This window comes from Oikeobacillus pervagus (assembly GCF_030813365.1).
Taxonomy (GTDB): domain Bacteria; phylum Bacillota; class Bacilli; order Bacillales; family DSM-23947; genus Oikeobacillus; species Oikeobacillus pervagus.
The window spans coordinates 26483-51217 of the sequence record NZ_JAUSUC010000021.1 but is presented as its reverse complement, the minus strand read 5'-3'; the positions used below and the strand labels follow the sequence as shown (position 1 = coordinate 51217).

23 protein-coding genes are annotated in these 24735 nt (G+C 37.3%); 6 read left to right on the top strand and 17 right to left on the bottom strand.

What is annotated here, in order from left to right; all coding sequences use genetic code 11:
- Positions 1-112: 112 nt before the first annotated feature.
- Positions 113-673, bottom strand: a complete 561-nt coding sequence (gene thiT / locus J2S13_RS09595; protein ID WP_307257531.1) for an energy-coupled thiamine transporter ThiT — start codon at positions 671-673, stop codon at positions 113-115.
- Positions 674-1112: 439 nt separating this feature from the next.
- Here thiT and nosD point away from each other — a divergent pair, with 439 nt between their 5' ends.
- The 4 genes from nosD to J2S13_RS09575 are packed head-to-tail and all read left to right on the top strand — an operon-like array spanning position 1113 to position 4385.
- Positions 1113-2429: a nitrous oxide reductase family maturation protein NosD gene (gene nosD, locus J2S13_RS09590; protein ID WP_307257530.1), complete on the top strand. Its 1317-nt coding sequence runs from the start codon at positions 1113-1115 to the stop codon at positions 2427-2429.
- Positions 2426-2875, top strand: a complete 450-nt coding sequence (locus J2S13_RS09585; protein WP_307257529.1) for a nitrous oxide reductase accessory protein NosL — start codon at positions 2426-2428, stop codon at positions 2873-2875. The genes nosD and J2S13_RS09585 overlap by 4 nt, the downstream gene beginning before the upstream one ends.
- On the top strand, positions 2872-3693 hold the full coding sequence (locus tag J2S13_RS09580) for an ABC transporter permease (RefSeq protein ID WP_307257528.1): 822 nt from the start codon (positions 2872-2874) through the stop codon (positions 3691-3693). The genes J2S13_RS09585 and J2S13_RS09580 overlap by 4 nt, the downstream gene beginning before the upstream one ends.
- Positions 3690-4385, top strand: a complete 696-nt coding sequence (locus J2S13_RS09575) for an ABC transporter ATP-binding protein (protein WP_307257526.1) — start codon at positions 3690-3692, stop codon at positions 4383-4385. The genes J2S13_RS09580 and J2S13_RS09575 overlap by 4 nt, the downstream gene beginning before the upstream one ends.
- Positions 4386-4431: 46 nt before the next feature.
- Here J2S13_RS09575 and J2S13_RS09570 read toward each other — a convergent pair whose 3' ends face one another.
- The 6 genes from J2S13_RS09570 to J2S13_RS09545 form a co-directional block, all read right to left on the bottom strand.
- Entirely contained in the window at positions 4432-5088 is a 657-nt protein-coding gene (locus J2S13_RS09570) for a nitrous oxide reductase accessory protein NosL (protein WP_307257525.1), read from the bottom strand.
- Between the two features lie 488 nt (positions 5089-5576).
- Positions 5577-5741: a hypothetical protein gene (locus tag J2S13_RS09565; protein WP_307257524.1), complete on the bottom strand. Its 165-nt coding sequence runs from the start codon at positions 5739-5741 to the stop codon at positions 5577-5579.
- Between the two features lie 128 nt (positions 5742-5869).
- The gene (locus J2S13_RS09560) at positions 5870-7843 is read right to left on the bottom strand and encodes a hydantoinase B/oxoprolinase family protein (RefSeq protein ID WP_307257543.1); all 1974 of its coding nucleotides are present in this window, start codon (positions 7841-7843) and stop codon (positions 5870-5872) included.
- A 15-nt stretch (positions 7844-7858) separates the two neighbouring features.
- Entirely contained in the window at positions 7859-9889 is a 2031-nt protein-coding gene (locus J2S13_RS09555; protein ID WP_307257523.1) for a hydantoinase/oxoprolinase family protein, read from the bottom strand.
- Positions 9890-10472: 583 nt separating this feature from the next.
- Positions 10473-11627 (bottom strand): saccharopine dehydrogenase family protein, encoded by a 1155-nt coding sequence (locus J2S13_RS09550; RefSeq protein ID WP_307257522.1) that lies wholly within the window; start codon positions 11625-11627, stop codon positions 10473-10475.
- Between the two features lie 389 nt (positions 11628-12016).
- Positions 12017-13579: a Na+/H+ antiporter NhaC family protein gene (locus tag J2S13_RS09545; protein ID WP_307257521.1), complete on the bottom strand. Its 1563-nt coding sequence runs from the start codon at positions 13577-13579 to the stop codon at positions 12017-12019.
- A gap of 597 nt (positions 13580-14176) precedes the next feature.
- Here J2S13_RS09545 and J2S13_RS09540 point away from each other — a divergent pair.
- A complete protein-coding gene (locus tag J2S13_RS09540) occupies positions 14177-15040 on the top strand; it encodes a cation diffusion facilitator family transporter (protein ID WP_307257520.1) in 864 nt (287 codons plus the stop codon).
- A gap of 117 nt (positions 15041-15157) precedes the next feature.
- On the opposite strand, the gene J2S13_RS09535 is transcribed toward J2S13_RS09540, so the two are convergent.
- The 9 genes from J2S13_RS09535 to J2S13_RS09495 form a co-directional block, all read right to left on the bottom strand.
- Entirely contained in the window at positions 15158-15517 is a 360-nt protein-coding gene (locus tag J2S13_RS09535) for a replication termination protein (RefSeq protein WP_307257519.1), read from the bottom strand.
- Between the two features lie 167 nt (positions 15518-15684).
- Positions 15685-16542, bottom strand: coding sequence for a DUF421 domain-containing protein (locus tag J2S13_RS09530; protein ID WP_307257518.1), 858 nt, complete (start codon positions 16540-16542; stop codon positions 15685-15687).
- 17 nt (positions 16543-16559) lie between these two features.
- Complete coding sequence (locus tag J2S13_RS09525) at positions 16560-16766, bottom strand: DUF1657 domain-containing protein (protein WP_307257517.1); 207 nt, start codon at positions 16764-16766, stop codon at positions 16560-16562.
- Positions 16763-17782 (bottom strand): stage V sporulation protein AD, encoded by a 1020-nt coding sequence (gene spoVAD / locus J2S13_RS09520; RefSeq protein ID WP_307257516.1) that lies wholly within the window; start codon positions 17780-17782, stop codon positions 16763-16765. Before spoVAD ends, J2S13_RS09525 begins: the two co-directional genes overlap by 4 nt.
- 1 nt (position 17783) lies before the next feature.
- Positions 17784-18260, bottom strand: coding sequence for a stage V sporulation protein AC (gene spoVAC / locus J2S13_RS09515; protein WP_307257515.1), 477 nt, complete (start codon positions 18258-18260; stop codon positions 17784-17786).
- 85 nt (positions 18261-18345) lie between these two features.
- Positions 18346-18549, bottom strand: coding sequence for a DUF1657 domain-containing protein (locus J2S13_RS09510; RefSeq protein ID WP_307257514.1), 204 nt, complete (start codon positions 18547-18549; stop codon positions 18346-18348).
- A 192-nt stretch (positions 18550-18741) separates the two neighbouring features.
- On the bottom strand, positions 18742-18888 hold the full coding sequence (locus J2S13_RS09505) for a hypothetical protein (protein ID WP_307257513.1): 147 nt from the start codon (positions 18886-18888) through the stop codon (positions 18742-18744).
- Positions 18889-19082: 194 nt separating this feature from the next.
- Positions 19083-20534 carry a degradosome RNA helicase CshA gene (gene cshA, locus J2S13_RS09500; RefSeq protein WP_307257512.1) on the bottom strand — a complete coding sequence of 484 codons (1452 nt, stop codon included), beginning with the start codon at positions 20532-20534 and terminating at the stop codon, positions 19083-19085.
- A gap of 647 nt (positions 20535-21181) precedes the next feature.
- Positions 21182-21322, bottom strand: coding sequence for a YrzI family small protein (locus J2S13_RS09495; RefSeq protein ID WP_307257511.1), 141 nt, complete (start codon positions 21320-21322; stop codon positions 21182-21184).
- A 607-nt stretch (positions 21323-21929) separates the two neighbouring features.
- Between J2S13_RS09495 and J2S13_RS09490 the strand changes: the two genes are divergently transcribed.
- Positions 21930-23111, top strand: coding sequence for an LL-diaminopimelate aminotransferase (locus J2S13_RS09490; protein WP_307257510.1), 1182 nt, complete (start codon positions 21930-21932; stop codon positions 23109-23111).
- A gap of 58 nt (positions 23112-23169) precedes the next feature.
- Here J2S13_RS09490 and J2S13_RS09485 read toward each other — a convergent pair whose 3' ends face one another.
- On the bottom strand, positions 23170-24570 hold the full coding sequence (locus J2S13_RS09485) for a PAS domain S-box protein (protein WP_307257509.1): 1401 nt from the start codon (positions 24568-24570) through the stop codon (positions 23170-23172).
- Positions 24571-24735 lie beyond the last annotated feature (165 nt).

Here is a 24735-nt window from a genome sequence, read left to right as displayed (position 1 = left end):
GTTTTTTCTATTATTACAAGTTCACATGAAAAAAATATAGGCCGAACCTTATTTCTTGGAGTAAAAGAAAAAGACAAACAAAATGTCCGTCTCTTTCAATCTATGTTCTTCATTATTTCTTCATTAATCTAGGAGCTGTGGAAACTAATAAAATAAGTACAGCAGCACAAAGGAGAAAATTCAACAACATCGCTGGGCCATTTACGGTGAGCGAGTACCAACTAGGTGAGACTCCCTCTGGTGCGTATTCCCCAAAGAAAATAACTCCTGCAATATAATGCCAAACATATCTAGCGAAACTGCCGATCAAAGTGGCCAATACCATCCAAGCAAATGCTTTTCCTTTTTTGTTGTCATTTAAATCACGCTGAATTTGTGGCATTAGAAGTCCAGCAAATCCAATAAAGGCAAAGGCAATAAAATATTCCATAATGACTTGGATTGGTGTCACAACCCAGGCATCACCGAGTAATAACTGTAAAATTCCCCAAAGCAATCCGGAAAAAAAGCTCATTTTAAAACCCCAGCGAAAGGCAATAATAAAAATAGGAACCATTGCAAATGAAATTGAAATCGCTGGCGTAATATCAATGGATGGTAATAAGTCAAGTACAAAAGCAAAGGCAGCAAAAATAGCTGCTTCGATCATTCCCTGTAAATTTGAATTTCTCATCAATACTCCTCCTAAGTCATGGTTTTCAACGTACCTAGGAGAACGAATAGACTTGTTGTCTATTTGTCTAATAAACTTTCTTCATATCCACATTCCATCGCTAGCATTATCTAGCAGGTCATAGGGTCTGAACGAATCATCATTCACTCTCAGCTGAGCGCTCCCCTTGTGGTAACGTTGATCATGTTGTCATTTCCATTTTAACGATAATCATGTAGGAATGAAAGGATTATTTCTATTGAAAAGGTTAAACTTTTATTTTGTTTACATAATGTTATTATGATAATCTATTCCACCCATGTACGCGTATATTCACCCTCCTATAAAGTTCCATTCAGAATTTATCTTAGATTTCACAAATTCTTCATGTTTATTTCTCTCATTCCTCACAACCATTTAGTAAAAAGGAGAGGATAGCAACCAAAAGGATGTGCATTTTATGAAAAAATGGGTGTTGTTTATCGTCATCTTTACTTGTTTCTTCCCTTATCCAACGAAAGCAGAAACAGTTATTCACATTCCTAAAGGTCATTCGATTCAAGAGGCTATTGATAATTCCCCTAGTGGATCAGTTATTAAAGTTGAAAAAGGAACGTACAAAGAATCCTTAACGATTACCAAACCCATTCAATTAAAAGCAGAAGGAAAAGTCGTGATCGATGGGAATCATCAAGGCCATGTTATCCATATAAAAGCGAATGATGTTAAGTTGGAAGGTTTCACCATCATCCACTCAAATAAAAATGCAAAGGATGCTGGAATTTTTCTTGACCAAGTAGAGAAAACGAGTATAAAGAACAATCATCTCCAACAAGTCTATTATGGGATTTATGTAAATGGTGGTCACGATCATCATATAAAAAATAATACGATCACAAGTTTACATGAACATTTTTCAAAAAGGGGAAACGGAATTCATTTGCTTGGAACAACAGGAAATGTAATTGAAAACAATAAAATGACCATGGTTCAGGACGGAGTGTATTTTGATGAAGCAAATGAAAATCAAATCACTCAAAACCAAGTGACAGGATCCCGGTATGCTCTTCATTTTATGTTTTCAAAAGATAATTCTGTTACGAAAAATCGACTAAATGAGAATATCAATGGTTTGATGATTATGAATTCCGAAAAGTTAATCATTCAACATAACCAACTATCAAAGAATTTAAATTATCGCGGATATGGAGCGCTAATTTTTGATTCCGATGATGTTGTGATGCGGAATAATAATGTGACCTATAATCATACAGGTATATCTTTACAAGATGCCCGCAATGTCAAAGTGCTCCAAAATACCATTGCTGGAAATTTTATCGGGCTAGAAGTAAGGGGTGAGAGTAAGGATAATTTAATCTCAAACAACCAATTTGTCGGGAATATTATGCAAAACAAAATCAGTACGGAAGGGGTCTATTTAGATAATGGACAAATAGGGAATTATTGGGATGACCAACACTCCTATGATTTAGATGGGAATGGGATTGGGGATCTTCCCTATCAAACAAATTCTGGATATGAACGTTTATTAGAAAAATACCCACATTATCAATTTTATTTTGAAAGCCCTGCCATGAATTTATGGCATTCTGTCGAGAAGATGTTTCCGACTATCGCCAAATCGACTGGACTGGATCGTTATCCACTCACGGACTCCTCAGGGAAAGGAAACTTTGGAATGGGTACCATCATCGTATTAAGTGTATTCAGTGTCATCTTGTTATTTTTACAATGGAAACGGAGGGTTCACTCTTGAAAAAATTATGGATCATACCCATTATGTTTATTTTAGTAGCTTGTGGGAAAGAAGCTTCCTTGGATCCTGTTGAGATTAATCCGGATATTGATGTCTGTCATGTATGTAATATGAGCATTACCGAAACTGATTTTGCTACTGAGGTGATTTTTGAAGATGGCAAAGTAGAAAAATTTGATGATCTTGGTTGTATGATTGAATATGTAAAAGAACATAAGGATGAAAAAATAGCGAAAAAATATGTCAAAGAGACTAAAAGTGGTGATTGGATTGAATTAGAAAAGGCCTCTTTCGCTTTTGATCGCGAATTTTGGACGCCCATGTCCTATGGAGTTCTCCCTTTCAGAAATGAAGATGAAGCAAAAAAGTATATTCAAGATGAAGGAACAGGACGAATTATATCTTATGATGAACTATGGGCACATCGCTGGGGTGTGGAACAATGAGCCTCTTTACTGTCACCCGTCATGAATGGAAAATGTCGATGCGCAGTCGCTGGATGATGATCTTCGCCTTTTTATTTACCGTTTTGGCTGCGATCATCTTATTTTTTGGAAATGAAACAGCGAAAAGTGGGTATGAAGGGTTTAGTCGAATGACGGCAAATCTTCTCAATCTCTCTTTGTTTCTTATTCCGCTTCTTACTTTATTGATTGGAAGCTTATTGTTTTCAGGGGAAAAGGAAGATGGCAGACTCGCCTTATTAATGACGTACCCTATCTCTCCTTTTTCACTGATTGCCGGTAAGTATACAGGATTATTTTTGTCGCTTTCCATTGTCTTATTGCTTGGCTATAGTGTGTCAGGGATTTTATTACTCTTTTTTGGAGGGGCTGCCTTCTCTTTATTGCTACTATTCTTCTTTTTATCCTTATTCTTAACGATGATGTTTTTATCTATTTCCATGTTGATTGGGGTATTGGCAAACAGCCGTTTACATGCATTAGGTTTAGGAATTTTCTGTTGGGCATTTTTTGTTTTATTCTATGAATTTATCATAATGGCCCTTACAACGATGGCACCGCCCAATAGTGTATTACCGATCTTAACGATATCCGTCTTTTTGAATCCTGTTGAATTAATTCGTGTGTTTACTGTTATTTTTTTAGGAAGTGGAACGGTTTTTGGACCAACTATTTACGATTTTACCATTTGGGCAGAGAGTGGTTGGGGGACTTTCATGTTTTTCGTTTCTTGTCTCCTATGGACTGTGATCCCTCTCGTAATGGCAAATATATTATTAAAAAGGGGGAATAAAGTATGATAGACTTTCAAAATGTGGCGAAATCATTCCAAAAAACAAATCGAATTGAAGCCCTCACCTTTTCTGTTCAACCAGGGGAATGTTTGGCTCTTTGTGGAGGAAACGGAGCAGGGAAGAGTACAATTATCAAAATGATGACAGGAATCTATACTCCTTCGTCAGGATCGATTTCATTAAATGGTTTCAACGTATCAAAAAAGGAGAATCAGTATAAGAAACAGTTTGCTTATATGCCTGATAATATTTACTTTCCTCCCTCCCTTTCAGGTGAAGAAGTGTTGCAATACTTCGCTGATTTACAAGGAGCCAATCGTTCTGAGGTTGATGATTTATTACGATTAGTAGGACTATATGAAGAAAGAAAAAAGAAAGTAAAAGTGTACTCAAAAGGAATGCAACAAAGGATCGCATTTGCTCAGAGTTTACTTTCTGATTCCCCCATATGGATTTTAGATGAACCAACAAATGGACTCGATCCCTATTGGGTCCATCGATTAAAAGAAATCGTGTTAGCAAAAAAAGCGGAGGGAAAAACAATTGTTTTTTCTACACATATCTTATCGGTTGTGGAAGATATCGCGGATACTTTATTATTTATTCAAGACGGAAAAATGTTTATTCATGAATCTGTTCCCTGTTTGCTTGAGAAGGGAAATAATTTGGAAGAAGCATTGTTTCAACAATACCAATAAAAAAAACGACTCGTTCTCGCTCTCGAGTCGTTTTTTTATTGGTATTTTAATGTTGCATCGGCTTTTCTTCCGCATTTGAACTACCATTGTCCATGTTATGGTGATCCATTTGTCCATCACCATTCTTTTGCATTTGTTTCTTCTTCATATATCTTTGTAATGCTACCTCATCAATTTCCTTCCATGTGGCTTCTTTAGCATGAATTTTTTCGTTTTCGTCAATAAACTTTTGTCCATCTTCTTTCTTTGCAAAGAAAGCATAACCGTAATTCATCGGCGTTTTGATGTCGGCTTTCGCAACAGTTGAATCATCTACTTTCACCCAATCAGTGGATTGATAATCACGAACATATCTTTCTTTTGCCTTCCCTTCCATGTCTCTTTCATAGTTTAATAGACAACCTACATCATCAAAGAATAGGGTTTCATTATCTTCTGTTACTAATTTTGCTGTAAATTGACCCATGTCTTCGTCTTTCATGTACACTTTCATATCACAAAACGCACATGTTGTATGTTCATTTGGCTCACCATGTTCATGTACAGCTTCGGTCTTTTTATTTGTTGTTTCTTCTTTTTGTGCCACTTCTTGTTTATTGCCCTTCATGTTATCTTTAGGTTCCTTGGCTGTATCCTCTGAACATCCAGCCAATCCCCCTAAAGCAAGTGTTAAAATACTCCCTAAAAGAATCTGCTTTTTCATCTTTTTTCCTCCATTTGTCCTTATTTTCATACACATTTTAACAAGCAAATGTGAAAGAAACGTGAAACATAAGTGAAAAAAATAAGGAAAAAGTTCAAAAGCGGATGCGCCTGTTCATCGGCGTACGGATTTCGTAAGTTTCGACTGAGATAAAGGAAACACGGCGAGGTACTCCACGAGCCGATGTTGACTTATCGGAGGAAGAAAACGGAGAAATTCGCTAGCCGATAGGCGCTGGAGCTGGATGGGTTCAAAAGCGGATGCGCCTTGTTCATCGGCGTACGAATTTCGTAAGTTACGACTGAGATAAAGGAAACACAGCGAGGTCGTCCACGAGCTGATGTTGACTTATCGGAGGAAGAAAACGGAGAAATTCGCTAGCCGATAGGCGCTGGAGCTGGATAGGTTCAAAAGCGGATGCGCCTTGTTCATCGGCGTATTTCCTGCGCAATGAAAAAGGGCCAAAATAGCCGGCCCCTGTCATAACACTAAATCCACCGAATCCCTTTTCGGTTTTCTTCTTTAGAATCCACTTCCGCTTCCTTCCGTGGAGTGCCCCACCAAAAAGTATTCCATCTTTTCTGTTGTTCTTCCAACGTCTCTTTTTGCGAAGATTCTACTTTTTCCTGTTTCTTCACATTTTTTTCACTCATGAACGATACCTCCTTCCATCGACATTATTATTTTATTCATGAGCGAATTTTTCGTTAAGGCTAATTTTCATTATCCCAAGAAAAAAACATATGGAATACTGTTTCATATTAAATGGAGAGAATTAGGTTTATTTCCAATACTGCACTGAACGTTTTTTTAACATTTCTCTAAATTGCGATGTTGATTTCGGTAAAAGCTGATTTGTCGCAAAATCTATAATAACTCCGTAACGACGGATTAAATCTAATTGGTCAATTTCCCCATCATCGTACCGTTGAACTATTTTTTCCGGGTCTTCTTCTAACCATTTTTTACGATTTAATCGGATATATTCTTTAGTTTCCATTGTCTTCCTTTCGTCAATCCGATATAAATCAAGATCGCGATCGATTTCCTCTATCACAACCCCGTAATCTTTCTCAGCCCGCTTGATCGTGACATATCCATCAATGACATCTTCAAGAACGGATTTGGGGTCACGCTCTAATGGATCGCCAAGACCCCCACCTCCAGCAGATGGACGGGTGAACATATCTCCTGACTTGATTTTTACATTGGAAAAGATGGCTCCCAAATATTGCTCCTGTTCGGTTCCGGGATTTAAGACTGCCCCATGTGGATTGGACGGCAATCCACCGAATATTCCCCAAGTGACAGATCGTGCACGGTCACAGCAGTAAGACATTACAACATCTTTTGCCTCTGAAATAATCCCGCCTTTTTCTAATCCAACTCCACCACGGAATTTACCAGGTCCTCCTGAATCTGGGATGATTTCATGTTTGGTCGTTAAAACAGGGGATAGTCGTTCCTGCCCTTCACATGGTTGGATACTAAGTCCAACTCCGAATACAGGTGACATCACATTTGCACCATCCCGATCTGAACGGCCCCCATGACCACCAGCCATCCAGTCATACCACATAAAATACTGATTTCCTGAAGCTCTTCTATCCCATCCACCAATTAATAAATACTCTAGATTAAAGGAACAGGCCAACGCTCTTTCTGGCATAATATGTGACCAGATTTCAAAACAAGAATTTAAGATTTTTTCATAGGCTCCTGAACAAAACCCTGTAACTGCAATCGGCCATGGTGCATTTACAACGGAATCTTCTGGCAAATGAATATTTACGACACGATAAAAACCTGAATTCAACGGAATATCTGGAAAAAATGTTTTCGTCCCTGCATAACAAGAGGATAGTGAAGCCCCAAATCCTGCATTCAAGAAACAACCTATATAAGGATGACTCCCGCTTAAATCGTACTCAATCTCATCTCCACGAATGGTCATTTTCACTTGAATCGGGATCAATCCATCGCCGATTTCGGGATCCATATCAATATAATCCGTTGTCTCCCATGTTCCGTTAGGAAGTTCGCCAATACGTGCTCTTGTTAAGCGTTCTACATAATCCTGTACTTCGGAAAATGCAGTTAACACTGTATCGATTCCGTATTTTTTCACAAGTGCAAGCAGTTGTTGCTCTCCCACTTTTGTTGCCTCTGCTTGTGATCTTAAATCCCCCAGTCTTTCTTCCGGAACACGCATATTCGCTACAAGCATGTTTCCAACGTCTTTTAAATACACACCTTTCGAATAAATCCGAAGTGGTGGGATTCTCATTCCTTCCCCATAATGATCCTTTGATTGGATATCAAAAGATCCCGGTACAGATCCCCCCATGTCCGCCCAATGGCCATTACACTGCATAAAGGCGATCAATTGGTCTTGATAGAAGACAGGTCGAATAAGGCGTGTATCATTGAAATGGGTCCCCCCACGATATGGGTCATTGATGATAAAAACATCACCAGGATGAATATCCTCCCCAAAGTCTTCAATCACTGCTTTAGCTGTTAAATGCAAAGTACCGACATGGACAGAAATATCTTGCGTCCCCTGCATAATAGTATTGCCTTCTGCATCACATAAAGAGGAACTAAAATCACGATTGTAAATAACGAAAGAATAACACGTACGCAAAATTTGTTCAGACATTTGATCGACAAGGTTCACAAAAGCATTTTTTAACACTTCAAATGTAACAGGATCCAACTTACTTTTAAACGTTTGAACCGTTTTAGTTTCCATCAAATTCTCCTCTCCTTATTTCGTATGAATTAATATATTTTGATATTGATCGATTTCTGCACGGAAGCCTGGTGGGATAACAACCGTTGAATCTAATTGTTCAATAATAGCAGGACCATTGATTTCTGTATCCACTGGAATATCCGGACGGAAATAGACAGGAGTTTCAACATATCCATTTGTTTCTTCAAAATATACAGGGCGGTTTTCTTTCAATGCTTCTTCTAAATTTCCTGTTGATTCATAAGTAGGGATAGTTGGTTTAGGAACTGTACCAATTGCTGATACGCGCAAACCGAATATTTCTACCTTTTGGTCACGATTGGAAAAAGCAAATTCGCGCGCATGTTCTTCATGGAATTTCTCCAACTCTGCCTCGATCAATGTTATCGGACGTGATGTGGTGATTGCTAAGGAACGCCATTGCCCTGCATAACGCATTTCCATAAAGCGAACGAAATGGCGATTCTCTATATCCACACCTTCTTCTTCAAGAAGCTCGTTCGCCTCTTTTTCCATTGCAGAAAACTCCTGTTCCAAGTCAGCAATTGAAACCGAGTCACAATCTGCTAGGAAAGTTTTCGTTACATCATGCTGAACATCCACTAAAAGACACCCCATCGCTGCCGCAACTCCCGGATGTGGAGGCACAATCACCGTTGGAATTTCCATTTCTTTCGCTAAGTAAGCGCCATGCAAGGCACCTGCTCCTCCAAATGAAACGAGTGCGAAATCACGGGGGTCATACCCACGACGAACAGAAATAAGGCGGAGGGCGTCACACATATTAGCATTGGCAACCTTTAATACCGCATTAGCTGCTTCTTCTGCACTATAATTGTAAACGTTTGCAATTTTTTTGATAGATTGAATAGACTGACTTTTATCTAACTGCATTTGTCCATTTAACAATTTCGTGCTAAGTCGTCCAAGTACAAGATTGGCATCCGTATTCGTAGGCTCTTCCCCACCTTGTCCATAACATGCAGGACCAGGATCAGCCCCCGCACTGTGCGGACCATTTCTTAATGATCCCCCTTGATCGACCCAAGCGATACTTCCACCACCTGCTCCAATCGTTAGGATTTCAATCGATGGAAATCCAATCGGATATCCATATTCGATATACCAATCTTTCGTCACACGTAAATCCCCTTCATACATGAGGGAGATATCTGTACTAGTCCCACCCATATCAAGTCCAATCGCATTTTGGAAACCACATAAGTTTGCAATATATTTACTGGCAATCGCTCCAGCCGCAATACCAGAACTTGCTAATCTCGCAGAATATCTCGGAACCGTTTCACTTGTCATTACTCCTCCACCAGAGTGAATGACTAGAATATCCCCGTCGTACTCTTTCTTTTTCATTTCATTTTCTAGTTTTTGAATATAGCGACTAATGATAGGGCCAAGTACTGCATTCACAATCGTTGTACTCATTCGCTCATGTTCAAAAATTTCTGGTAATGTTTCACCTGAAGTACAAATATACACTCCTTCAAGTTCCTCTTCGAAAATTTTCTTCACAGCTAATTCATTTTCATTATTCATATAAGCATTCATAAAGCAAATTGCGACAGACTCCACTCCACGATTCTTTAACTTTCTAGCTAACTCTCTTGCTTCGGAGTCGATAATACTTTGCGTGACTTTCCCTGAGTAATCTACTCTCTCTGTTAGTTCAAAACGATCACGCCTTTTAATATAAGGCGGAGCAACATCATCATAAGCATCCCATAATTCAAGTTTTGTCCCCCTACGAATTTCAGGAACATCACGGAATCCTTTCGTTGTGACTAAGGCTGTTTTGGGAAGTTTTCTTTCGATTAAAGCATTTGTACCAACTGTTGTCCCATGTGAAAATGTCTTAATATCGCTGCCATTAATCCCTGCCTTTTCTAAACCAGCTAAGATCCCTTTTTCAGGATGAGAGGGAGTTGAAGATGTTTTCGTCACAAACATATCTTTCGTTTGATCATTAAAAACAAATACATCGGTAAATGTCCCTCCAACATCGACTGCCACACGATATTCTTTCATTCGATCTTCCTCCTTTAATTCTGTTCACTGTAAACCAAAATCTATAGTCAATTCATTGAAGTATTCAAAAATCCACTAAACTAGTAAAAAAACATAATAAAGGCCAGCCAATCATTACATATTCTGTAATGATTAAACTGGCCCTTGTCTATTGAGGTGTTCGTCGGCAAAGACGATTTTCATAGACTTCACAGTTTTTCAACTCATTTAGTTTTGTGCTTTTTATTTTATATAAAGTTCATCTAATTGTCAAATATTTTTGAATATTCTATTAATTTTTTCATTCTTTCATAATTTATGTAGCCTTTTAAAAAAATGAGATTTCAATGCCAGTTCTTTTTTCAAAACCTGTTCCATCCATGGATAGAACAGGTTTTTCTTTTATTTAATATAGGATGAAAGATCTTCATGCTGTAATGTTTCGATAAAAGGATGTTCATCATTTTTTAGATAATAAATTTATTTCACATTTCACGTCCATGTCGAGCGATCTAAGCACTCTTCAATTTGGTCTTTTTATTCAATTTTGATTGTGTATAAATTCACTTTAGTCATTCATTGTTTTTTTTTGCTCCATTCCTATTTATTCCACATACCGTTTTTCTTTAATGATGACATTCCTTTTAGCCATTTCCTTCATATAAATTTTCCCAGGAACAATTACTTCTGGTGGGTACACACCTTTCCGATCAATTATTTGGTTCCCAATAAGCTGAGCAACAACTGAAATGGTCGTAGCTGTCGCCCTCGCCATCGCCGTAATATTGCTCACTACATCTTTGTATGTGACCATTTCATATTCATGAATGGTTTTTTTCTTATTTTTGACCCCTTCCACTAGCACCCTTAATAATACGGCGTCTTCTTTGTCTTTTAAATCGACAATAGGCTCAAGTACTTTTAGTAAAACTTCCCGTGGGTTAATCGCCTGACCTTTAACTTCAACCTCAAAATCCTTCCTTGTTAAATTCAAGTCGACTAATAATTGAAATTTTTCTGCATGACCAGGATAACGAATCGTCTTATATTCCAATGTTTCTAATTGGGGGAAAGAATAGGATAAGGTCGATGTCCCTCCGGCAGTATGAAACGCTTCTAATGGACCGAATTTTTCGAAATACACTGTTTCGATTTCCGATAAAGAGGGAATTTCTTGAATTTTACCGTGGCGGATAATGAGAGAAGGATCGGTATAATGGTCAAAAACCCCTTCCATTGAAAAAACATGATTATATTCTAATGGTGGCTCAGGTCTTACAGGAATACCCCCAACGTATAATTTTATCGATTTCACATCGTCCAGTTGATTCGCACCGTACCCTGCTAATATATTTATCATTCCTGGTGCCACCCCAAGATCAGGAATAATTGTTACCCCTCTTTCTTTTGCCTGTTCATGAAGCTGAAGTACTCGATCCGTCATATGACCGATATGCCCCCCTAAATCTACAGAATGCACCCCCGCCTCAATGGCAGTTTCAGCAACCACTTCATTAAAGGAATAAAATAAGGCATTTATAACGACATCATGCTCACACATAAGCGCAAAAAGCTGTTCCTTATTCGTCGCATCAACAAACTCAGCCTGAATTTTACTAGAATGAAGAGAATGACAGAATTTCCCGGCTCTATCGACATCAACATCTGCTAATGTCACCTCTCTAACATTATCACTCTGAACTAAATCTCTAGCAGCCTCTTTTCCCATCAACCCCGATCCTAATACTAGTACTCTCATATTCAACTCCTCCTTTTTTTAATACTATAGACTTAGATTGTTTCCATAAAAACTCGTCTTTAAGTAAAACATCATTCAGAAGGAACTTTTTCGTACAAACTTGCTACACAAAATACGACCGTTCTGTTGCTTTTCCCTGCATTGACACCAAGTCCTCTATAAAATCTTTACAGGTCATTCCCCACCCGTCCGGATCCTTTCTGATGGAGAGGGAATTTACTTCGGTTAAAAGGGAGGAAAGTTCAACGTTTCCCGTGTTCAAAATAAATTACCCTTATTGATAACATATTCACATGGTCTATTGTTTCATTCATTTTTCAACATCATCACTTAAAATAAACTCGACATTCCCCACATTCCCTTTTCAGAAATAATCATCACCGGAACATCTATTTCACTTCTACTGTTTTATTTTTCCTTTTCATCGCCATAAGGAATAAACAGACGATCACAGTTGCTAAACCGGCTAATGCACTCCCTGTTAGTCCTAGGATTATATACCCAATGGCTGAAATCCCCGCGGCAACTAAAGCATATGGTAGCTGCGTTATGACATGATCAATATGATGGCAAGCCGCTCCTGTCGACGATAAAATAGTGGTGTCTGAAATAGGGGAACAATGATCCCCAAACACAGCCCCAGCCAATACGGCAGCCATCGCAGGCAGTAATAAATCTATATCAGAAACGGCCGCAATTTCTCCTGCTATAGGTAGAAGAATCCCGAATGATCCCCAGGAAGTTCCTGTCGCAAAAGCGATGACCCCTGCGACGATAAACAATAGAAAAGGAAGAAAGGAAATATCCAAATTGGATTTTTCAACGATTCCAGCTAAATAGGTTCCTGTTTTTAATTGATCAATTAATGAGACAATTCCCCATGCAAAGATTAAAATAAGGCAAGCAGGAATCATGGATTTTACGCCTGCTCTCACCCCTACAAGAAAAAGCCGAGGGGCAAGTTGTTTCTTTATGAATCTTTTTCTAATAAAGAGAAGGAAGGTCATGAAGAGTCCACCTAGCCCTCCGTAAACTAATGATTTTGCTACATCTGTATTTTCAAAAATTTTTAAGAGCGTCACTTTCTCATCAATGACTGATACTCCTGTCCACATCATGGCAGCCACTGTTGCGATGATTAAACTCAAAATTGGCAAAATCAAGTCACTTACTTCTCCGTGTTCACTACTAGGTAATGGACGTGTAAAATCACCGCTTACTGGTTGATGAGGATCCGTTACTTCCCCTGTCTCAATTGCTCTTACTTCATGGGTCTTCATCGGACCGAAATCGATCCCTCGCAAGGCAACCAAAAAGACTAGACCAAGGGTAGACCAAACATATAGGTTCATCGGGATCATTTTGATAAACGCAAGAAGTGCAGAATATTCAGTCACTTGATGCAGTGTTAAAATCGTACCAATGATCCCAATGATATAGGCCCCCCAACTTGAAATAGGAGAGACAACACATACGGGGGCAGAAGTAGAATCAATAATATAAGATAATTTTGTTCTTGAAACTCGATGTCGATCGGTAATCGGTCGAGCAATTTGCCCGACTGCTAAACTATTAAAATAATCATCGATGAAGATCACTAAACCAAATATGGCCGTCATTACTTGGGCTCCTGCTCGAGTCTTTACCCGTTTCATTGCCCAATCACCGAAAGCTTTAGTTCCCCCTAACACATTAATGAAAGCGGTTACAATTCCGAGAAAAATAATGAAAAGTAAAATAAAAATATTCCACGTATTAAGGGTTCCTTCTAAAACAAACACCCCCTTAAATGTACTCCATAAAATCGAAAATGTATTCCCTACCGAAAAATTGGCTAAAAAAAGAGCGGCAATCACAATTCCTGTACCTAAAGAAAGTAGAACCCGTTTAGTGAAAATAACCATCACGACAATGATGAACGGTGGCAACAATGAAAAAATGGTCTGTTCCACTTTTTCCCCTCCCTACCCTTTTTCTACAGAAATAACACGCTGTAGTTATATTTCATTATATTCCTCATTCCTTCTATCTTTCATAAATTGTTCATAATTTTTAGTTCTTTTAAAAAGATTTAAAAAAAGATGGGCAAATATTCATGGCATTTTCGTGTAAAGTAAAATAGTGAGAAAGATTGATTTTTACTTTTGCCTATTTCCTAAGGGGGGTTGATCATTTCCCACGAGGATTTGCGCTACTCTTTTGCTTTTTTGCGTTTGTTCTTCGTATATTTGAATATTTCCCACTATATAAGTATATTTCCTATGAGTTAGTACGCTACTTCGAATGAGTTACCCCTTATCAACTTTTCCTAATTTACATATTTCTCGCTTTGTTTCCTTTAGTAAACATTGTTTATAATTTCCTATTTTACTGTGTACACTAAAAAAGGTTGCTATAGACCCACTCAACTTCCATTTGGTAATATATACATTCAAGCATTGATGCTTGAATGTAAGTCTAATTTTGTTGAACAAATCTATTCTTTCCCTCCCTATAGGCCATATCGCCTTGCATAGGAAAGAAATAGGATAAAAAAAGGGGAATGTTTAATGGCTGAACATGATCTAAAGCTCGGTGAACGCGGTGCTATTATAAGCATCTCTGCCTATATTATACTATCCATATTGAAATTAGTCGTTGGATATATGAGTGGTTCTGAAGCGTTAAAAGCGGATGGATTGAATAATTCGACAGATATTATTGCTTCTGTTGCCGTTTTAATTGGATTAAGGGTTTCTCAAAAACCAGCGGATGAAGATCACCGTTATGGACATTGGCGGGCGGAAACTGTTTCTTCTCTCGTTGCATCTTTTATTATGATGACGGTTGGGGTCAGTGTCTTATTCCAGTCGATTATTTCGTTTTTTTCAAATGAGGCAAAAACTCCTGATTTGTTATCGGCTTGGACTGCCCTATTTGCCGCCGTTATCATGTTTTTTGTCTATCGTTTCAATTTGAAACTTGGGAAACAAATCAATAGCCAAGCAGTCAAAGCTGCTGCAAAAGATAATTTATCAGATGCTCTCGTAAGTATTGGTACAGCGATTGGAATCATCGGAGCCCAATTTCAATTGCCTTGGCTTGATCCTTTCATCGCCGTCATCATTGGTCTAATCATTTGTAAAACTGCCTGGGAAATCTTTTGGGAAGCATCCCATGATTTAACGGATGGTTTCAACGAAGAAGAACTTCATCATTTTGAACAAATCGTCTTAAAGGTGAAAGGGGTAAAAAAATTGGGCTCCATTAAGGCAAGAAAATACGGGAATCGAGTAGTGGTTGATTTAGTTATATTTGTCAATCCAGATCTTAATGTCCGTACAAGCCATCATATTTCAGATGAAGTAGAAAAAGCGTTAAAGGATGAAGGGGCTGTTTCTGATGCCCATGTCCATATTGAACCAAGCGAATAGTGGTATATACACTATTAAAAAAGGGAGCCACTCCTATATTATATAATGAGTGCTCCCCTTTTTTAATAAAATTCATAAAAAATGAGACGTTTTTTTAAAAAAATCATCCCCCATTCATCAATAAATTTCAGACATGGCACTTTTTAATAATCCTATACTACGATCCAAATCTACTTTCATTTGCTTTTTATACAATTTAGCTTGTTCATAATCCTGGAATTGATAAATCACAATTTCCTTATATTTTGCCCCCTCCTGAATGACTTTTTTTCTTTTTAATACTCCATCATCAATTAATTCATGCAACGCACGATATATTTCAGAATGATTTGGACTATACCCGAAGTTTTGAAAGGTTTGTCTTAATTCATCTAATGCTTGCATGCCATATAATCGATTTTCTTCCACTAGACGGATCATATATAGCTTTAAAAAAGCTCTTTGTTTGACTAAAAATTTACTTTCTCCTCTTCCCATGACTGCTCCCCCTTAATCAACGTTGCCTCTCTAGATAAAATTGTAGCAAATATATGGGGGGAAAACCAATAATTTCCCCACGTAGTGAATTTTGCACATAGTGATGAAAGTTAATAAACTAAAACACCCTTAATACGGTGAAGGGTGTTTTAGTTTTATTATCCATATTATTGTAAAAATTCCCCTGTGTTTTTTATGATTCTGCTCAATCTTTCTGCATTTAGTTGATACATTTTTTTAGACGGAATGGAGTCGGTTTGCAATGTATACAACTCTAAATCTGCTTGACATTTTTTTAGGGATGCTAAAAGAAGAGGTCTTTCTTGTGGAGAAGGGACTTGAATTTTATCATCATAGAGGTCCACGGTTAATTCCCCGTAATAGTCAATCTGCCCTATAAAAACATTTTCTAAAGTCACACCTAATTTATCCAATTCTCCATGTAACCAACTTCTCGTTTTTCCACTCGTTCTAAGTGGATCATCTAATATTCTTCCATCCATGATTACCGTTTGGGTTTCTTTCACAGGAGGCATCTTCATCTTCAAATCTTTTGGTGTAACGGGTTGGTGTTCTTTTTTCAATAGAGCATTTAAATTTCCATCTGTTTCTAAAACGGCAAATTCAACATCTGCCACTTTAAATATATCTTTCTTCCGCAATAAGGCTAAAAGCTCATCAATCGTATATTTCTCTTTTTTCAAATTCTCTTCTAAAACTTTTCCATCTTTAATGAGTACGGTCGATTTTCCTTCAATTAAATCGCGAACGGTTTTGCTTTTCATTCCTAAGTACCCTGCTAATAATGGAATAAGCCCCCAAATAACGGTACTAATTAGCCCATTTGGGATCGCAATATTGGGGGAAACACATATTTCCGCCGCAATACTTCCGATGGTAATCCCGGTTACATACTCAAAGAAAGATAGCTGTGCTATTTGCCGTTTTCCAATTATTTTCGTTATTAAATACAATACAATAATAAATAACAAGGATCGAACGGCGACATCTAACCACTCTGGCATAGTTTAAACTCCTTTTCTTAAAATCCTTTATATTGTGGCTCTTCGCGTTCCAACTCAGCCAATCTTTTTTCTAAATCTTGAATGATTAAACTCGTTTCCATCATGGATTCATGAAAAATACGTTTCGCGTCCTCTTCAATCGTATTAAGGGCCAGTTTGCTAAAATTTGCTTGGGCACTTTTTAAACTGGCCAAAGTTGTTTTTACATTTGATGCGACTGTCATCCTTTTTTCACCTCTTCATTCATTTCAATCGAAACCGCATGAGCAATACATGGGATTGTATCATTTTGCTGAAAAGATAAAGGCGAAAGGAGAGCACCAGTTGCTACGACTAAGAGTCTTTTGATTTCCCCCTTTTTCATTCGATTTAATAAATGACCATATGTCACCACCGCTGAACATCCTGCTCCACTGCCTCCTGCTAAGACTGGCTGGTCTTTACGGTAAATCATTAATCCGCAATCTTGAAACTGTGATTCCTTAATCCGAAGACCTTGCTTGGAAAAAAGGTCTAATGCGATTTCTCGACCTATATGAGCTAGGTCTCCTGTGACAATTAAATCATAATAGGATGGATCTAAATTTCTAGAAGAAAAATGGGCCTCTATCGTATCAACTGCTGCAGGAGCCATCGCTGCTCCCATGTTAAAAGGATCCGTTACCCCCATATCAACGACTCGTCCAATCGTTGCAGATGTTACAACGGGTCCAACCCCTTCATCCGTTACAAGAGCCGCCCCTGCACCTGTCACCGTCCATTGAGCTGTTGGAGGCTTCTGACCTCCATATTCAGTTGGATAACGAAATTGTTTTTCAACTGCTGCATTATGACTAGATGCGCCAGTTAAAATATATTTTGCTCCTTTTCCGTTAATAATAAAAGCGCTTAATGCTAAACCTTCCATAGAGGTGGAACAGGCTCCAAAAAGTCCTAAATACGGAACACTCATGGATCGGCAGGCAAAGCTAGTTGGTGTAATTTGATTAATTAAGTCACCACCCAAAATATATTCAATATTTTCCTTTTGGAGATTTGCCTTTTCGGTTGCGCGCATCATTGCCTCTTCAAAGAGAACACGATGAGCTTTTTCGTATGAATCTTGTCCCATCCATAAGTCACCGTGAAATGCATCAAAATCATTAGGGATTTTCCCATTTGATTCAAAGGGTCCCCCGATGACTCCAGTTGACAAAATAACAGGTTTATTTTCAAACACCCATGTTCGATGTTGCTTCATATTAAAATCCCCCCAACTGGATCAAGATCGTTTTGATTAAAGCGACAACAAAGGCGGAAAACACTCCAAAAATAATGACAGACCCTGCTAATTTAAACATATTTCCCCCGACTCCAAGCACAAACCCTTCTGACCGGTGTTCGATACAGGCGGAAATGACCGCATTTCCAAATCCTGTAACAGGAACAGCTGTCCCTGCACCTCCAAATTGTGCCAGTCGATCATATAATCCAAATCCTGTAAACAACATCGAAATAAAGATCATCGTGGCAACGGTCGGATTCCCAACTGTTTGTTCCGTAAAATTAAAATAGTTCATATATAAAATCGAAATGAATTGACCGATGCAGCATACAAATCCCCCGACAAAAAAAGCCTTTATACAATTTTTTAAAACGGGCCTTTTAACTTCCCTTTCGTTTGCTAATACTTGATATTGCTGTTGTACAGGAGTTAGATTTTTTTTCTTATTTGCCATATCCTTCATCCTTTAAATTTAAAATGAATTTTTTTCGTATGAAAAAGGATGATAGATGTTATCACCCTTTTTCATTGAATGTTTTTTACTGTTTATACTGTGGTTCTTCTTGTTCTACTTGCTGCAGGCGTGGTTGTAATAGATCGATTACAGCTTGTGTTTGCTGTGCAGCATTTTGATATACTTTTTTTGCTTGTTTATTGTCTGTATCTAAAGCAAATCCCTCTAGACTTGCTTGTGCACTCTTAAGTCCTGTAATCGTTTGTCTAATATTCGTAATGACTGTCATATCCATCTTCCTCCCTAGTTAATAGGCTACATTGTTATAATGTCATTCTTTCGATAATAATATTTTTCCACTTGTATCCAAAAAAAAAAAAAAGAGCCCTCAAAGTTGAAAGCTCACTACATTTTAAAAATTTAGGCGCATCCATTGCTGTTTATATATCAACATATAGGTAAAAATAGACATATATCCCCTTTATTCCAATATTTGTATATCTGATTTTGTAACTAGTCTAAATTTTGATAAAGAGTTTTTCTTTTTGATCTCGAAGGTTTCATTATCGTACATCCAAAAAATTGTATATTCTTCACCATTATAAAGAACGGTTGATCCTTTTTTCATGTACCCTTCCCCTCCTCTTATTCCCTAGAATATTTCCCCTTTCTTTCTAATTTAAACATAGAATTATGGAATTTATGTAAATTTATGTATAAGATTTAATGAAATAATGAAAAAAATCGCATAAATGCGATCTTTTTATCTATATCAACTAACATACAGAGGGGATGAAGAACCCCCACTGATGAAGTTTCACTTTATCCATTTTTTCTACGTCGATTACTCCGCTTGCGATTCCCGTATTTTGGTTTGTCATCATAACGTTTTTGATTGTTACGTGAATCCTTGCGACGACCTTGGCCACCCGAAAATCTTTTTTTCTTTTTCACATGTAAAGGGGGTACTTCTGTTAATACAACAGGAGTATGATCTGGCTCTTTTGTCATTATTTTCAAACAAGCTGATAGCAATGTGACAGAATCAATATCTTCTAGTAAATTTTCAGCCGATTTCTTATAAGCTTGAAAATCTCCCTCATCAATCGTGTTCATAATTTGTTGAATCGTTGCTTTTTTGTTCCCGAATACAACATCCTCAATGGTCGGAATCGGTTTACGAACAATTGTTTTTCTTGTGACTTGTTCAATCGTTTTTAAATGATCTAACTCTCTTGGTGTGACGAGAGTGACAGCGATCCCCGTTTTTCCAGCCCGACCTGTTCTTCCAATCCGATGTACATAGCTTTCTGGGTCTTGAGGAATATCAAAATTATATACATGAGATACGCCACTGATGTCTAACCCACGTGCAGCCACATCAGTCGCTACCATAATATCGATACGTTGTTGTTTAAACATTCGTATCACTTGATCCCTTTTCTTCTGAGTTAAATCCCCATGAATTCCTTCAGCTGAGTAGCCTCTTTTGATTAATCCTTCCACTAACTCGTCTACTCTTTTTTTCGTCCGGCCAAAAACGATCGCTAATTCTGGTGATTGAATATCGAGTAAGCTACAAAATACATCAAATTTCTGCTTTTCTCGGACTTCAATATAGGTTTGGTCAATATTACTAACTGTCATCGTTTTCGCTTTCACTCTGACGATTTCTGGATCGTTCATAAATTTATTAGCCAATGTTCTAATTCGTTCTGGCATTGTGGCAGAAAATAATAAGGTTTGGTATTCAGAATGGATGCTGTCTAAAATTTTCTCAATATCTTCAATGAATCCCATATTTAACATTTCATCTGCTTCATCTAATACAACCGTTTGAATCTGATTTAAACGAATCGTTCTTCTAGAAATATGGTCGAGAAGGCGTCCTGGTGTTGCAGCAATTAATTGTGGTTTATTTTTTAATGCACGAATTTGCCTTGAAATTTCTTGACCACCGTAAATAGGCAATGTACGAATTCCCTTTACTTGTCCAAGTCGATTTAACTCCTCAGCCACTTGAATCGCTAATTCACGAGTTGGAGCCAGAACAATCCCTTGAATAGATCGATCATGACGATCCACTTTCTCGATCATTGGTAATCCGAATGCCGTCGTTTTTCCAGTACCTGTTTGCGCTTGCCCAATGACATCTTTCCCAGTTAAAGCAATAGGGATCGCTTTTGCCTGTATTGGGGTTGCTTCTTCAAATCCCATATTCGAAACTGCTTGTTGTAGTTCACTACTTAATTGAAATTGTGAAAATGTGCTCAAATTTTCATTCTCCTTCTATATTATGGTAATATCCAATACCTTGAGGATGAGATTTTATTTCTTTAAATAAGAAATTCAGACATACGGTATATATTCTTGCCTTTATTGTAAAAAATCATGAAAAGATCCATAAAGATTTCTATACAATGGAAAATTATTTTGTAAAAATGAAAAGGTGATGCGTCCAAGCATCACCTTGCGTATTCATTCTCAAGGTAATCAAATGTAATGATCGCCAAAAAATGGCTCGCTAAATGAAAGGAATGATTTCCTTTCATTCTTTTAAAACCTTCCATTTATTATGAAACATCGTCTAAAATGTGCAATGCCAAAAAGAAAAGCCATATCTTCATGGAATGGGAGGATACTAAATGGCCTACCACTCTATTTCAAGATATGGCTAATGAGATCCTAAAAGAATGATAACGTACATTACAATGGTTTTAATACTAAGCCATCCATCAGAAATTGTCAACAATTCACTCCTCATAATTTTAAAAAATTCATGAGGCAAAAATGGCTAGCATTTTCTCTCTTTTCACTTCATTACGCGGAATCTTTCATTTTCCACATTGAATTTAGTCTTTTCTTTTGTACATATAACATATTCATCCCTCCATTATCTAAATTAGTGATGTGACCATTCCTTACATAATTCTATAAAGGTCATAATACTTGCATCTGTTTTCTTCAAATATTTTTTCAATATTCTTCTCGTGTTCGTATTCTTCTGCTGTTTTTTTCCGTCTTTCAATCGTTATTTTCACGAAGTAAATATTTAATGTCAATGTCCTCACCTCCTTTCAATCTGAACCCAAAAAGCCGCATAGAGAAGTACTCCTTGCGGCATGCGAAAAAAGCCGCAGGAAAGACACTCATCCTGCGGCTTAGAGTATAGAGTTAAGAATTCTAAGATAAGCTAAGATATATTCTAATACAGGTCGAATGTTCAAAATATACTGTTGTATGGTGTGTATTGTGCATGGCTAATTTGTTCATTTTGCTCGACCTCCTTAGAATTTTTTACCTTGTGTGGTAAGTATAACCAAAAGAATTTTATTTGTAAACAATTTTTTTCATTTTTTATTTTGCATTTAGGGCCTATTAAACTTGGCTGTCGATTTCCACTACAAGCAAGCCTCCTCGGTGCTTTAGCATTTACAGGGTTTCCCTTCCCTTCCCTGTCCTGTCCCCGGAGTCTTGGCGGCATCCACTCCAATGAACGTTTTATCGACATTGGCTTTTTACACAGCCTTAATTTGAATAACTCGACCATCATTGATTCTCCATACAATTTCTGTTAAATGAATTTTTACAATCTTCAACTTCCTGCAAAAAATTATGATATGATATTATCCATATCCTACATAATTATACAACTTTGGGGGGAAAGATATGCCGTTTGAATTAGCGAAGCGAATGAAGAATTTTGGTCCATCTATTTTTGGGGAATTAAAAGCATACAAGTTAAAAAAAATTGCTGCTGGATGCAACATGATCGACTTAAGTATAGGAAGTCCTGATATTCCACCTTCAAGAAAAGTAATGGATGAATTAATAAAATATGCGAATGATGAGAACCAATATGGTTATTCCATGACGGGAATCGACCCTTTTTTGCAAGCCGTTTCCGAATTTTACAGAAAAACGAAAGGAATTACCCTAAATCCTAAAAGTGAAATCCTTCAATTAATGGGGTCACAAGATGGTCTTGTCCATTTGCCGATGGTATTCGCCAACCCTGGGGACATTGTATTAGTTCCAGATCCAGGGTATACCGCTTATGCAACAGGAGTCGCAATGGCTGGAGCTGAATGCTATTTCATGCCATTAAAAGAAGAAAATCAGTTCGTTCCAGATTTAACAAAAATCCCTGAACATATTGCCGAAAAGGCCAAATTGATGATATTAAACTTTCCTGGGAATCCTGTTCCTACGATCGCTTCGAAGGAATTTTTTGAAGATGTCATTCAATTTGCTAAAAAACATCATATCATTATTCTTCATGATGCAGCCTATTCTGAATTGTATTTTGACAACCAAAAACCAATCAGTTTCTTATCATTACCTGGTGCCAAGGAAGTCGGACTAGAGATTAATTCGCTTTCCAAGAGTTTTAGTCTTGCTGGTGCTCGGATTGCCTATTTGGCAGGAAATAGTGAAATGATTCAAGCTGTTCTACAATTCAAATCAAATGTGGATTACGGCGTTTTTCTTCCCGTTCAACAGGCTGGAATCGTCGCATTACAACTGGCAGAGTCGATTACAGAAAAGGCAAGAAAAATCTATCAAAAGCGCCGGGATCTATTCATCGAGGGTTTACATTCAATTGGTTGGAAGGTAGATTCTCCTGATGCAGGAATGTTCGTATGGGCAAAAATTCCTGATGGCTGGAATTCCACTGATTTTGCCTATGCTTGTATGGATAAAGCCAATGTCGTGGTTGTTCCTGGGGTTGCTTTTGGACCATCAGGTGAAGGATATGTTCGGATCGCATTAGTGCAAAAAGAAGAAATCATGAAGCAAGCCGTGGAAAACTTAAAAAGTAGCGGGTTATTTACTCCAGCAGTTGTTTAATTCAATCAATTAGTAGACATAGTGGGGGATGAAAAATACCCCCACTATGAATGAAGTTTCACTTTATATTTTGCGGGAGGATAATCGTGATGACTGTACCTTGATTGACTTCACTTTCAATTTGAATAGAACCCCGGTGATTTTTAATAATTCTTTGACAGATCATAAACCCGAGACCCGTCCCCGTCTCCTTCGTACTAAAAAAAGGCTCCCCTATTTTGGAAATTCGCTCTTCAGGGATCCCAACTCCTTCATCAATGATTTGAATGACGACTTGATTTTCAGAGTTCTCCTTCGTAATAATTCGAATATTTCCCCCATCAGGCATTGCCTCAATCGCATTTTTAATCATATTAATAAAGACTTGCTTTAATTTATCCTCTTCAGCTTCAACAAGTGGATTCGCTAATTGAAATAGGGAAGTGATTTCAATATTATAGATGATTGCCTGTGTATTCAATAGCGTTACGACACTATCAATTAACTCTTGTAAATCAATGGTTTGAAAATTGGACAACTGCGGTTTTGCTAAAACCAATAAATCACTAACTATTTTTTCAATTCTGTTCAGTTCTGTTAATATGACATCTGTATATTCCTTCTGCCCCATATTATTTAAAAGTTGGGCAAATCCTTTAATGGCTGTTAATGGATTGCGAATCTCATGGGCAATCCCAGCAGCAAGTTGACCGACTATCGATAATTTCTCCGCTTGTTGCAACATTTGTTCTGCTTCTTTTTTATTCGTTATATCACGTATGATAATTTGATATGTATAACGTTTTTTATAATATAGTGGAATTAATTTCACTTCGACATTCTTTTGTAAAAAATCCACACGTTGAATAGATACTTCCAAAGGGTCTTCCATTGGCTGGGTAGGGTTGCTTAAGTATTGGCAAAGTAATTCGTGATCCTCCTGAACGATATAATCAAGAAGAGAGTTTCCAATGATTTCTTCTTTTCTTGATGCTCCTAGTAATCTTTTGCCAGCTTGGTTTATATCAATAAAAAAACCTGTATTTGTAATAATTCCAATCGTGTCTTCGGAATTCTCGATTAGCAATCGATATTTTTCCTTTTCTTCACGTAATTCTTCCTCATATACTTTTCTTTCCGTAATGTCATGTGAAATAAAAATATATTCGTGATGATTCACCATAATGCAACTAGTTTCAAGCCAAATATAGTCACCTATCTTTCTTCGAATTCGAAAGGTAAGAGGTTCTGTTATATTTGTACAAAATGAATGGATAGCTTGATGATCATCAGGGTGTATAATATTAAAGGCTGAAGTGTTGATTAAGTTTTTTTGATCATACCCAAGAATGTTTAATATTGTTGGCGAAACATATGTAATAATCCCATCAAGACTTACTTGTGAAAATAAATTATTAGTGTCCTTGATTAAATCTTCGAATAGAGATAATTCAACTGGTATAAGTTCCTTTTTCTTCATCATTATGCTCCTTAAACCAACGTAGTCATTGTCTTCTACACTCTATTATACAAAAAAATGTAAGATTTGGGTTTAAATTTTTCCAATATTTGAATCTTTTAAAAAAATAAGCCATCCCTATCGTAAACTAGTAAGTGATCATTCGTCTATATATAGTATATGCCC